Source organism: Amycolatopsis sp. NPDC114478 (assembly GCF_055633805.1).
In genome coordinates this window covers 697,048-709,383 of record NZ_JBVKDO010000001.1, presented here as the reverse complement: position 1 = coordinate 709,383, position 12,336 = coordinate 697,048, and the positions used below count along the sequence as shown (strand labels likewise).

Below are 12,336 nucleotides of genomic sequence, written 5' to 3'. Positions count from 1 at the left end.
TCGTGTCGGCTAGTTCTTGCGCGCCACCAGCGCGAGCCCGCCGCACTCGGCCGGGTTCTCCGGCACGTCCGCCGGGTCGTCCGGCCGCCACTGCGGGATGAAGACGACGCCCGGGTCGAGGATCTCGAAGCCGTCCACGAGCGCGCGCAGCTCGTCGGCCGTGCGGGGCGTCACCGGGTTGGCGCTCTTCTGGTACATCGCGACCGCGCGGGCGGTGCCGTCGCTCTGCTGCTCGGGGGTCGCCGACGACATGGCCAGGTAGCTGCCGGGCGCGAGCGCGTCGCGGTAGGCGGCGATCAGCCGGGCCGGGTCGCGCTCGTCCGGGATGAAGTGCACGAACAGCGCCATCACGACCATCACCGGCTGGTCCAGGTCCAGCATCATCTCGGTGATCTCGTGCTCGAGGACGTCGTCCGGGAACTCGGCGTCGGCGTGCACCATGGCGGCGTTCTCGTTGTCCTCGAGCACGATCTCGCTGTGCGCGACGGCGACCGGCTCGTTGTCGACGTAGACCACGCGGGCGGTCGGGTCGACGGCGTGCGCGATCTCGTGGACGTGCCCGACGGTCGGCATGCCGGAGCCGATGTCGAGGAACTGCCGGATCCCGTTGTCCAGGCCGAACCGGATGGCCCGGCGCAGCCACTGCCGGTTCAGCTGCGCGCGCTCCCGCGCGTTCGGCTGCGCGGCGAGCACCTGGTCGGCGAACATCCGGTCGACGGCGTAGTTGAGCTGGCCGCCGAGGATGTAGTCGTACACGCGCGCGGGGTTCGGCTTGTCGAGGTCGATGCCACGCCGCGCGTACTCGTCTTCACTCATTCGCCGCTCCACGGTCCGGTGTGACGGCGAGAATAGCGGGTCGTTCGTGTCCGGCGAATGTCCGATTGCAGAGGGCGGCTAAGCCTTGCGCGCCACCAGCGCGAGCTGGCTGGCCTTCTCGGGGTGCTCGCCCACCTCCGCGGGATCGTCCGGACGCCACTCCGGCGTGAACACGATCCCCGGCGGCACCAGCTCGAAGCCGTCCAGCAGGGCCTGCAGCTCCGCGCGCGACCGGGCGACGACGTCCGTGCCGCTCTGCTGGTACATCTCCGCCGCGCGGCGGACCTCCTCGCCCTGGCCCTCGAACGTGCCCGACGACAACGCGAGGTAGCTGCCCGGCGCGAGCGCGTCGCGGTAGGCCGCGATCAGTCCCGCCGGGTTGCGCGAGTCCGGGATGAAGTGCACGAACGCCGCCATGATCAGCATCACCGGCTCGTCGAAGTCCAGCAGCCGCTCGGTCGTGGGGTGTTCGAGGACGTCCGCCGGGTACTCGGCGTCGGCCTGCACCATCTCCGCGTTGTCGTTGTCCTTCAGCACGATCTCGCTGTGTGCGACGGCGACCGGTTCGTTGTCGACGTATACAACGTGTGCAGTGGGGTCGATGGCTTGGACGACTTCGTGCACATGTCCGACCGTCGGCATGCCGGAGCCGATGTCCAGGAACTGGCGGATGCCCTGCTCGGCGCCGAACCGCACCGCCCGGCGCAGCCAGCGCCGGTTCAGCAACGCCAGCTCCCTGGCCTCCGGGCGCACCTGGAGGATCTGCTCGGCGAACATCCGGTCGATGGCGTAGTTGAGCTTGCCGCCGATCAGGTAGTCGTACACGCGCGCCGCGTTCGGCTTGTCGAAGTCAATCCCGCGCTTCGCGTGGTCGTCGGTCATCGCCGTCCCCTCACCGTCGGTGCGACAGCGAGGATAGCGCCGGCTACTCCTTGCGAGCGACCAGAGCCAGTCCGCCCGACTGCTCCGGCGGGTCTTCGAGCGGCTCGTCCGGCCGCCACTCCGGCGTGAACACGACTCCCGGCGGCAGGATTTCGAAGCCCTTCACCAGCGCGCGCAGCTCGTCGGGCGAACGCAGCGTCAGCGGCGTGCCGCTCTTCTCGTACAGCGCCACCGAGCGCTGCGACTCCTCGCCCTGCCCTTCCCACGTGCCCGACGACAACGCGAGGTAGCTGCCCGGCGCGAGCACGTCGCGGTAAGCCGCGATCAGTCCCGCCGGGTTCCGGGAGTCCGGGATGAAGTGCACGAACGCCGCCATGATGACCATCACCGGCTGGCTGAAGTCCAGCAGTGCCTCGGTGGTCGGGTGCTCCAGCACCTCGTCCGGGTACTCGGCGTCGGCCTGGACCATCGCCGCGTTGTCGTTGCCCTCCAGCACGATCTCGCTGTGCGCGACCGCGATCGGCTCGTTGTCGACGTATACAACGTGTGCAGAGGGGTCGATCGCCTGGACGACTTCGTGCACGTGCCCGACCGTCGGCATGCCCGAGCCGATGTCCAGGAACTGCCGGACGCCCTGCTCCGCCGCGAACCGCGCCGCGCGGCGCAGCCACGCCCGGTTGGTCAGTGCCATGTGCTGCGCGTTCGGCAGCACACTCAGAATCCGGTCGGCGAACATCCGGTCGACGGCGTAGTTCAGCTTGCCGCCGATCATGTAGTCGTACACGCGCGCCGCGTTCGGCCGTTCGAGGTCGATGCCCCGCTTCGCGTGTTCGTCTTCGCTCATCCGCCGCTCCCGGACTCGAGGTGTGACGGGAGAATAGTCCGGTTCAGAGCAGCGGCGGCACCACGGCGTCGATGAGGTGCGGGCCCGGTTCGGCGAAGGCCCGCTGTAGCTGCTCGGCCAGCTCCTCGGCCGTGGTCGCCCGCGTCGCCGGGACGCCCATGCCTTCCGCGATCTTGACGAAGTCCATGTCCGGCCGCGAAAGGTCGAGCAGGTCGTTCGCCTTCGGGCCGCCCGACGCCGCGCCGACGCGCTGCAGCTCCATCCGCAGGATGGCGTACGCGCGGTTGTTGAGCAGCACCGTCGTGACGTTCAGGTTCTCCCGCGCCTGCGTCCACAGCGCCGAGATCGTGTACAGCGCGCTGCCGTCGGACTGCAGGTTGAGCACCGGCCGGTCCGGCGCGGCGACGGCCGCCCCGGTCGCGACCGGCATGCCGTAGCCGATCGCGCCGCCGGTCAGCGTGAGGACGTCGTGCCGCGGCGCGCCGGCCGTCGCCGTCGGCAGCAGCAGACCGGACGTGTTGGCCTCGTCGGCGATGATCGCGTTGTCCGGCAGCAGCGCGCCGATGACGTCGACCCAGTTCTGCGGGGTCAGCGGACCACTCGGCAGCGCGGGCCGCGACGCGGGCGACAGCACCGGTTCGGCGTCCGCGGCGATGAGGTCGGCGACCTCGTTCAGCGCGCGCGTGACGTCCTGGCCGACCGACGCAAGCGTGTGCACCTGCGCGCCTTCGGACACCAGGTCGCTCGGCTTGCCCGGGTAGGCGAAGAACGACACCGGCGCCTTCGTGCCCGCGACGACGACGTGCTTGATGCCGTCGAGCTGGTAGGTGACCTGCTCGGCGAGGTAGCCGAGCCGCTCTATCGCCGGTAGGCCGGCGCCGCGCTCCAGACGTGCGGGGAAGGTCTCGACGAACACCTTCGCGCCGGTCGCGGTGGCGATCCGGCTGGCCGCGCGCAGGCCTTCCTCGAGGCACGCGCCGCCACCGATGAGCAGCGCCACCGGCTCGCCGGCGCCGAACACGGCGGCGACGTCCTTGACGGTGGTGGCGTCGACAGCCTGCGGGACGCGCGGCGGGACGGGCGCGCACGTCTCGCCACCGTCACCCCACGAAGCGTCCGCGGGCAGGATCAGCGTGGCGACGCGGCCGGGCGCGTCCTGCGACGCGGCGACCGCGGCGGCTGCGTCCGCCCCGACGTCCTTCGTGTGCTCGGAGCGACGCACCCAGCCTTCCAACGAGCCCGCGATGGCCTCGATGTCCGACTCCAGCGGCGCGTCGTACTGCTTGTGGTAGGTCGCGTGATCGCCGACGACGTTCACGATCGGCGTGTGCGCGCGGCGCGCGTTGTGCAGGTTCGCCAGGCCGTTGCCCAGGCCCGGGCCGAGGTGCAGCAGCGTCGCGGCGGGCTTGTCCGCGATGCGCGCGTAGCCGTCGGCGGCACCGGTGACGACGCCTTCGAACAGCGCGAGCACGCCCCGCATCTCCGGGACGGTGTCGAGCGCGGCGACGAAGTGCATCTCGGACGTGCCGGGGTTCGCGAAGCACACTTCGACGCCGGCGTCGACCAGCGTGCGGATCAGGGACTGGGCGCCGTTCATCTCACTCATGCGGTTCCTTCGGGGAAGAGAACGCCGGGGTTGAGGATCCCGGCGGGGTCGAAGCTCTGCTTGATCCGGCGCATCAGCTCGATCTTCGCCGGGTCTTCGAGTTCCTGGTGGTAGTGCGCTTTGGTGCGGCCGAGGCCGTGCTCGCCGGAGATCGCGCCGCCCAGTTCCATGGCGTAGGCGAAGATGTCGGTAAGCAGCTGCTTGCGCTTGTCCGCGTCCTTGCAGAAGATCCCGAGGTGGACGTTGCCGTCGCCGGCGTGTCCGCAGCCGAGCGCGCCGCCGCCCGCGGCCATCGCGAGCTCGCGCGCCTTGGTGATGAACTGCGGCATGGCGGTCCGCGGCACGACGACGTCGATCACGTCGTCGGCGCCGGCTGCCTTCGCAGTCCAGAAGGCTTTCTCGCGGGCTTCGATCAGTTTGCGCGCCGCGCCGCCTTCGAGGACGTAGACGTCGGTCGCGCCGAGTTCGCCGAGCTGCTCGCCGACCGTCTCGACGTCTTCCTGCAGACGTCCGCTGTCGCGGTTCTCCAGAGCGACTACAAGGTAAGCCTCGCTGGTCTCGCGGATCTTGTCCGGGACGCCCAGCTCGAGCTTCTCGTTGTAGACGATGGCCGCCATCGTCAGGTTGTCGATGTACTCGAGGATGTGCGGCCCGAGCCCGCTGGAGAGGATCGCCGGCACGGCCGCCATCACCTGGCCGAAGTCGCCGAACGGGGCGAGCACGGTGGCGCCGTGCGTCAGCCGCGGGTGCAGCTTGACGGTGATCTCGGTGGCCAGCGCGAGGGTGCCTTCGGAGCCGATGATCAGCTGCGTGAGGTCGTAGCCGGTGGAGATCTTCGACGTCTTGCCGCCGGTGCGGAGAATCTCGCCGGTCGGCAGGACGGCCTGCAGGCCGAGCACGTTGTTCCGGGTGACGCCGTACTTGACGGCGCGCATGCCGCCCGCGTTGGTGCCGACGTTCCCGCCGACGCTCGCGCTCAGCTCGCCGGGGTAGACGGTGTAGCTGAGCCCGGCTTCGGCCGTCTTCGCGTCGAGTTCGGCGAGCGTGACGCCGGGCTGGACGACGGCGACGTGGTTCCCGGTGTCGACTTCGAGGACCGCGTTCATCCGCTCGAAGGAGATCAGCAGCCCGTCTTCGCGTGGCCGCGCGGCGCCGGACAGTCCGCTGCCGGAACCGCGCGCGGTTACGGGCACGTTGTGCTCTGTCGCGACCTTCAGCAGCTCCGCGACTTCTTCCGCGGTTGCCGGCTTCGCGACGTACGCAGGCTTCTGTGGCTCCGCAGTCAGCGCTTCATCGTGCGCGTAGTCCTCGGAGATCGCCTCGCCGGTCAGCAGGTTCTTGTCTCCGACGATCTCGGCCAGCCGTGCCGCCACGTCGCCCATCGACAGTCTCTCCTCCGCGCCGTTGCTGTGGTTACCGCAGCGTAGTACGTACCGCCGGTACGCCGCCATGAAGGTTTTTCACATTTGCGCGGACGAGTCCGGGCGGACGCCGAGACAGCGCCCGCCCGGCAGTGATCGGCTCAGCCGATCGGCCACGGCGGACGACAGTTCTGCCGCGGCAGTTCGATCGACGAGTTCGTGTACACGCCGTCGGCCAGGGTGTCGGCCATGATCGGGCGCTCGACGTAGCACCAGTGCTGGGCGAAGTAGCCGCCCGGCGCTTCGAGCGTGTCGAAGTGGCAGACACCGTCGGTCTGGATGCAGTAGCGGATGTACGGAATCCCGCCGAAGTCCGTCCGTCCGGGGCCGAACGAGACGTACCCGCCGAACGGCGACGGTGCGCCCGCGCCTGCCGGGATCACCGCACTGATCCCGCGTCCCGGCGGTCCGACCGGCTGCATCGGGTCCGCGTAGAGCTTCGCGGTGAAGCGGCTCCGGTCGACGTCGACGACGCCGTCCGCGATGTCGTTCAGCAGGAAGTTCGCGACGATCGCGCCCTGCGAGTACCCGACGACCGTGAATTCGCCGCCGGGATCTTCGTGGTACGCGTCCTGCGCGACGCGCTTCGCCTCTTCGCGGCCGATCGCGACGCTCTGGTCCATCGGCGTCTGGCCGCAGGGGCCGGGCAGCCCGGACGCGCCGGCCGGGTAGTTCACCACCTTCCGGATCCCGCCGCGCAGCCACGCTTCCTGGTACTGGTCGGCGTTCCCGTTGCAGGTGCCGCCGATGAGGATGTAGTAGTGCGCGCCTTCGGCGTGCGCGGCCGGTGTGGTGACGAACCCGGTTACGAGCGCGGCCACCGCCGCCCCGATCAGTGATAGGCGTTTCAGACTCTTCACTTCGCAGTCCCCTCCGTCAGTTGATCACTGCGCCGCGGACGTTAGGGAGGGGTGATGAAATCCGGATGAAATGCGTGACCACCCGGTTACTGAGCAGGATTTAGCTCAGACTAAATCTCTGGTGGGTGACTCCGGGCCGGGCGAAGCTTTCCGGTATGACATCGACGTACACCTTCGAAGACGGCGTTTCCGTGCGGCGGCTGGGTTTCGGCGCCATGCGGCTCACCGAGTGGGACCACGTCCGGGACGGCGCCGCCGCGGTGGCGCGCCGCGCGGCCGAGCTCGGCGTGACGTTCTTCGACACCGCCGACGCCTATGACCTGGGACTGAACGAGGAACTGCTGGCCGACGCACTGCACCCGTACGAGGGACTGTTCATCGCGACGAAGTGCGGACACGCGCGCCCGAGCCGGGGTGAGTGGGTGCCGCTCGGCCGGCCCGAGTACCTGCGGCAGCAGGCGGAACTCTCGCTGCGACGCCTGCGCGTCGAACGCCTCGACCTGCTGCAGCTGCACCGGCTCGACCCGCAGGTCCCGCTCGCCGACCAGATCGGCGCGCTCGCGCGGCTTCGGGACGAAGGCAAAGTCACCCGGATCGGCTTGTCCGAGGTCAGCGTCCCGCAACTGGCCGAAGCGCGGGCGATCGCGCCCATTGCGAGCGTGCAGAACCGCTACAACCTGACCGACCGCGCGTCCGAGAACGTCCTCGGCTACTGCGAACGCGAAGGGATCGCCTTCATCCCCTGGCTGCCGATCGCGCGCGGTGACCACGCGACGGCGGGTGGGGTGCTCGGAAAGGTCGCGGCCGGCCTCGGAGCGACCCCCGCTCAGGTGTCCCTCGCCTGGTTGCTGCGACGCTCGCCGGTCGTGATTCCCATTCCCGGCACGTCATCGCTCACGCACCTCGAAGAAAACTGCGGCGCGGCCGGAATAACGCTTTCCGACGACGATTTCGCGCGTCTGTCCGAGTTGGCGTGAAAACGGCCCGGCCGCGGTTTCCCGCGGCCGGGCGTCGTGTTCCGGTCAGGCTCAGACGAGCCAGCCGAGAACGTGCGCCAGGTGCGCCAGCGCGCCGGTGATGATGTCGTGGCAGTAGAGGGCATGCTGGGCGAACGTCTGCATGGAACGGCTCCTTGTTGATTCGAAATGGTTTCCCTGGAGATGCTCTCGCGAGAGCGGAGTCAGGTTTTCACTGTGCTGGCGAGCTGTCAAAGAGCCGTTTCGAGAGATTGTGCCGCCGCGGAATCTTCCCATGCTAAACACGTAATCCGTTCGTGTTTGATGCCGGGGTCCCCGTTTCGGCGGTCAGCCACTCTGGGTAGTAAGCAGGCGGAATATCACTGTCGGTAATTCTGTCCTTGATCCGGCATCACGGGCACGTGAGTAGCTCGATCCGGTGATCACCGGCCACGAAAGGTGATCTCCCGATGATCACCCTTTCGGGTGGCAGCGGACAGCGAAAAGGGACGCCGGGTGCGGTCACCGCACCCGGCGTCCCCTTGGGAGGAAAGGAAATCAGGCTCGCGCGAACGAGAGCGTCTCGCCCTCGACACCCCGCAACCAGAGGTCCTGCGCGGCCGCCGCCATCTCGGCGAGGCCCTCCTCGATCGTGGCGAACACGTTGCCGGGCACCCAGCCCGCGTCGCCGTTGATCAGCAGGTTGTTGCGCCCGTAGAAGATCGCGAGGTCGGTCGCGCCCTGGTCGCTGTGCGCCTCGCTCTCGTCGTCGTAGCCGTACGCCGGGTTGCCGATCTCCCAGGCCTCGAAGCCGAAGTACACGACGTCGCCGGGGATCGGCGTGATCGTCGGGTTCTCGCGTCCGGGCTTCGGTTCCGCGAAGGGCGGCACGAGCGTGTAGACCTCGTTGCGCGCGTACTTCGCGTGGTAGGCCGAGCCGCTCTGCGGCAACGCGTCCCACACGGCCTTGCACGTCCGCGGTGCTTCGTCGTCGAGCAGGCGGGCGCGGCAGGACACCCCGCGCTTGTCGAGGGTGGTCGTGATGTACCGCGCCATGCTCAGCTCCCCGTCACGGACGCGACGACGTCGCCCCAGATGCGCAGCGCGTCGTCCACCTGCTCGGCGTTGACGACCAGCGGCGGCACCATGCGCACGACGTTCATGTACGGCCCGCAGGTGAGCAGCAGCAGGCCGTTCTTCGCCGCTGTCTGCTGCGCGGCCGCGGCCGTCGCGGCGTCCGGCTCGCCGTCCGCGGTGGTGAACTCCGAGCCGACCAGCAGCCCGAGCCCGCGCACCTCGCCGATCGCCGGCGTCTTGTCTGCGATGACGCGCGCGCCTTCGAGCAGCTGCCGTCCGCGCTCGGCGGCGTTCTCGACGAGGTTCTCCTGCTGGATGACCTCGAGCGTCGCGATCGCCGCCGCGCACGAGACGGCGTTGCCGCCGTACGTGCCGCCCTGCGAGCCCGGGTACGCCTTCGCCATCAGCTCCTGCGAAGCGGCGATGCCGGACAGCGGGAAGCCGCTGGCCAGGCCCTTCGCGATGAGCACGATGTCGGGGGAGACGTCGAAGTGGTCGTGGCCCCAGAACTTGCCGGTGCGGCCGAAGCCGGTCTGGATCTCGTCGAGTACGAGCAGGATGCCGTGCCGGTCGGCGCGCTCGCGCAGGCCCGCCATGAACTCCGTGTTCGCCGGGACGTACCCGCCTTCGCCGAGCACCGGCTCGACGAAGATCGCCGCGGTCTCGTTCGGCGCGCTGACCGTCTGGAACAGGTAGTCCAGCTCGCGCAGCGCGAACTTCGTCGCGGTCTGCTCGTCCCAGCCGTAGTGGTAGGCGTAGGGGAACGGCGCGACGTGCACGCCGGCCATCAGCGGACCGATGCCGGCGCTGAACCGCGTCCCGGACGTCGTCATCGACGCCGCCGCGACGGTCCGGCCGTGGAAGCCGCCCTGCATGACGATGACGTTCGGGCGCTTCGTCGCCTGCCGCGAAAGCCGCAACGCCGCTTCGACGGCTTCGCTGCCCGAGTTCGCGTAGAAGAGCGAGTCGAGCCCGCTCGGCAGGACGTCGCCGAGCCGCTTCGTCAGCTCGAGCAGCGGCTTGTGCATCACCGTCGTGTACTGCCCGTGGACGAGCTTGCCGATCTGCTCCTGCGCCGCGCGCACGACGTGCGGGTGGCAGTGCCCGGTGCTCGTGACGCCGATGCCGGCGGTGAAGTCGAGGTGGCGTTTGCCGTCGACGTCGTAGAGGTAAACCCCTTCACCGTGGTCGACCACGACGGGCGTTGCCTGCTTGAGCAGCGGAGATAGCTGGGCCATGGCAGCGTGCTCCTTGGTCGGTTGAGCGGGTTGTCGATTGTTGACAATATCCATAGCATGGCCCTCGGGACAACACGTGAGGAGCAGTCGGGATGAGCGCGAGCACCGAGTCCGGCGTCGTCGACGCGGTCGGCAAGGAACTGTTCATCGGCGGCAAGTGGGTCGCCGCCCAGGCCGGGAAGACGTTCCCCGTGGTCGACCCGGCCACGGGCAAGGAGCTGTGCCAGGTCGCGGACGCGTCGCCGGCGGACGGCGTCGCCGCGCTGGACGCCGCCGTCGCCGCGCAGGCCGACTTCGCGAAGATGGCGCCCCGCGAGCGCGGCGAGATCCTGCGCCGGGCGTACGAGCTGTTGATGAAGCGCCAGGAGGAGCTCGCGCTGCTCATGACGCTCGAGATGGGCAAACCGCTCGCCGAGTCGAAGGGTGAGATCGCCTACGCCGCGGAGTTCTTCCGCTGGTTCGCCGAGGAAGCCGTCCGCATCGACGGCGGCTACGCGATCGCTCCGAACGGTGCGGGCCGGTTCCTCATCACCAAGCAGCCGGTCGGCCCGACGCTGCTGATCACGCCGTGGAACTTCCCGATGGCGATGGGCACCCGCAAGATCGGCCCGGCGATCGCCGCGGGCTGCACGTCGGTGATCAAGCCCGCCGCGCAGACGCCGCTGTCGATGCTCGCGCTGGCCGGCATCCTCGCCGAGGCAGGACTGCCCGAGGGCGTGTTGAACGTGATCACGACCAGCGACTCCGGCGGCGTGATGGAACCGCTGATCCGCGACGGCCGCGCCCGCAAGCTCTCCTTCACCGGCTCCACCGGCGTCGGCCGGAAGCTCCTCGAACAGTGCGCGGACAAGATCCTGCGGACGTCGATGGAGCTGGGCGGCAACGCGCCGTTCCTGGTCTTCGACGACGCGGACATGGACGCGGCCATCGACGGCGCGATGCAGGCCAAGATGCGCAACATCGGCGAGGCGTGCACCGCGGCGAACCGGTTCTACGTGCAGCGCGGCGTCGTCGAGGAGTTCTCGCGGCGGCTGACCGAGCGCATGCAGGCGCTGCCGATGGGCCGCGGTACCGAGAAGGACGTCGTGGTCGGCCCGCTGATCGACGACAAGGCTGTCGACAAGGTGAAGGAGCTGGTCAAGGACGCCACCGATCGCGGCGCGAAGGTGCTGACCGGCGGCTCCGCCGTCGACGGGCCCGGACACTTCTACCAGGCCACCGTGCTCACCGACGTCCCGCAGGAGGCGCGGCTGACGCACGAGGAGATCTTCGGACCGGTCGCTCCGATCACGCCGTTCGACACCGAGGAAGAAGCGATCGCGAAGGCCAACGACACGGAGTTCGGCCTCGTCTCCTACCTCTTCACCAGCGACCTCAAGCGCGCGCTGCGCGTGTCCGAAGCTCTCGAGGCCGGGATGATCGGGCTCAACCAGGGCATCGTGTCGAACCCGGCGGCGCCGTTCGGCGGGATCAAGCAGTCCGGGCTCGGCCGCGAGGGCGGCTCGGTCGGCATCGAGGAGTTCCTGGAGATCAAGTACATCGCGGTGGCCCTGTGACGGCCTACCGCATCGCGAGCATCCCCGGCGACGGCATCGGCGTGGACGTCACGGTCGAGGCCCGCAAGGTCCTCGACCGGGCTTCCGCTTTGTTCGCCTTCTCGTTGGAGTGGACGGAGTTCGACTGGAGCTGCGAGCGTTACGCCCAGCTCGGGTCGATGATGCCGGACGACGGCGTCGCGCAGCTCTCGGAGTTCGACGGGATCCTGCTCGGCGCGGTCGGCTTCCCCGGCGTTCCGGACCACGTTTCGTTGTGGGGCTTGCTGATCCCGCTCCGGCGCGCGTTCCAGCAGTACGTCAACCTGCGCCCGGTGCGGCTGTTGCCGGGCACGACGTCCGTGCTGGCCGGGCGGAAGGCCGAGGAGCTGGAGCTGGTCATCGTCCGCGAGAACTCCGAAGGGGAGTACTCCGCGATCGGCGGCCGGCACAACGCCGGGCGGCCGGACGAGTTCGTGCTGCAGGAGTCGGTGTTCACGCGCGTCGGCGTCGAACGGATCATCCGGTACGCCTTCGAACTTGCGCGGACGCGGTCTTCGCGCGTCTGCTCGGCGACGAAGTCCAACGGGCTTATCCACTCCATGCCGTTCTGGGACGAGATCTTCGCCGAGGTCGCGGCGGAGTACCCGGATGTCCACAGTGAACAGATGCACGTGGATGCCTTGGCCGCACGGATGGTTCAGGCGCCGGACCGGCTCGACGTCGTCGTGGCCTCGAACCTCTTCGGCGACATCCTGAGCGACCTCGCGGCCGCGATCACTGGCGGCCTCGGCATGGCGCCGTCCGGCAACATCAACCCATCGGGTGAAAATCCGTCGATGTTCGAGGCGGTCCACGGGAGCGCTCCGGACATCGCCGGACAGGGGATCGCGAACCCCGTCGCGCAGATCCTGGCGGCCGCGATGCTGGTCGAACACCTGGGTGAAACCGTTGCCGCGCAAGCGATCCGGGCCGCGGTGGACCGGGTGCTCGACGAGGGCCGGGTGCGCACCCCCGACCTCGGCGGCACGGATACCACAGAACGCCTCGGCACGGCGGTGGCCGAAGCGCTGGGCTGATTTTTGTCGGTGCCCTCCGGCACGG

General features: G+C 69.3%; 11 protein-coding genes. 3 read left to right on the top strand and 8 right to left on the bottom strand.

All coding sequences use genetic code 11. The features are described from left to right. Positions 1–9: 9 nt before the first annotated feature. The 6 genes from ACZ7OH_RS03475 to ACZ7OH_RS03450 all read right to left on the bottom strand — a co-directional run bounded on the left by ACZ7OH_RS03475 (position 10) and on the right by ACZ7OH_RS03450 (position 6,429). Positions 10–816, bottom strand: a complete 807-nt coding sequence (locus ACZ7OH_RS03475; RefSeq protein ID WP_470279386.1) for an SAM-dependent methyltransferase — start codon at positions 814–816, stop codon at positions 10–12. Positions 817–894: 78 nt separating this feature from the next. Further along, positions 895–1,698 carry an SAM-dependent methyltransferase gene (locus tag ACZ7OH_RS03470; protein ID WP_470279385.1) on the bottom strand — a complete coding sequence of 268 codons (804 nt, stop codon included), beginning with the start codon at positions 1,696–1,698 and terminating at the stop codon, positions 895–897. A gap of 43 nt (positions 1,699–1,741) precedes the next feature. Continuing rightward, positions 1,742–2,542: an SAM-dependent methyltransferase gene (locus tag ACZ7OH_RS03465; protein WP_470279384.1), complete on the bottom strand. Its 801-nt coding sequence runs from the start codon at positions 2,540–2,542 to the stop codon at positions 1,742–1,744. 43 nt (positions 2,543–2,585) lie between these two features. Next, positions 2,586–4,139 (bottom strand): acetolactate synthase large subunit, encoded by a 1,554-nt coding sequence (locus ACZ7OH_RS03460; protein WP_470279583.1) that lies wholly within the window; start codon positions 4,137–4,139, stop codon positions 2,586–2,588. 5 nt (positions 4,140–4,144) lie between these two features. Then, a complete protein-coding gene (locus ACZ7OH_RS03455; RefSeq protein ID WP_470279383.1) occupies positions 4,145–5,530 on the bottom strand; it encodes an FAD-binding oxidoreductase in 1,386 nt (461 codons plus the stop codon). Between the two features lie 140 nt (positions 5,531–5,670). Beyond that, a complete protein-coding gene (locus ACZ7OH_RS03450; protein WP_470279382.1) occupies positions 5,671–6,429 on the bottom strand; it encodes a PE-PPE domain-containing protein in 759 nt (252 codons plus the stop codon). Between the two features lie 155 nt (positions 6,430–6,584). Here ACZ7OH_RS03450 and ACZ7OH_RS03445 point away from each other — a divergent pair, with 155 nt between their 5' ends. Next, positions 6,585–7,406 carry an aldo/keto reductase gene (locus ACZ7OH_RS03445; protein ID WP_470279381.1) on the top strand — a complete coding sequence of 274 codons (822 nt, stop codon included), beginning with the start codon at positions 6,585–6,587 and terminating at the stop codon, positions 7,404–7,406. 537 nt (positions 7,407–7,943) lie between these two features. Here the strand turns inward: ACZ7OH_RS03445 and ACZ7OH_RS03440 are convergent. Both ACZ7OH_RS03440 and ACZ7OH_RS03435 read right to left on the bottom strand, forming a co-directional pair. Further along, positions 7,944–8,441 (bottom strand): DUF3830 family protein, encoded by a 498-nt coding sequence (locus ACZ7OH_RS03440; RefSeq protein ID WP_470279380.1) that lies wholly within the window; start codon positions 8,439–8,441, stop codon positions 7,944–7,946. Positions 8,442–8,443: 2 nt separating this feature from the next. Further along, the gene (locus ACZ7OH_RS03435; RefSeq protein ID WP_470279379.1) at positions 8,444–9,700 is read right to left on the bottom strand and encodes an aspartate aminotransferase family protein; all 1,257 of its coding nucleotides are present in this window, start codon (positions 9,698–9,700) and stop codon (positions 8,444–8,446) included. A 92-nt stretch (positions 9,701–9,792) separates the two neighbouring features. Here ACZ7OH_RS03435 and ACZ7OH_RS03430 point away from each other — a divergent pair, with 92 nt between their 5' ends. Further along, on the top strand, positions 9,793–11,256 hold the full coding sequence (locus ACZ7OH_RS03430) for an NAD-dependent succinate-semialdehyde dehydrogenase (RefSeq protein WP_470279378.1): 1,464 nt from the start codon (positions 9,793–9,795) through the stop codon (positions 11,254–11,256). After that, positions 11,253–12,311, top strand: a complete 1,059-nt coding sequence (locus tag ACZ7OH_RS03425; protein WP_470279377.1) for a tartrate dehydrogenase — start codon at positions 11,253–11,255, stop codon at positions 12,309–12,311. The genes ACZ7OH_RS03430 and ACZ7OH_RS03425 overlap by 4 nt, the downstream gene beginning before the upstream one ends. Positions 12,312–12,336: the final 25 nt, after the last annotated feature.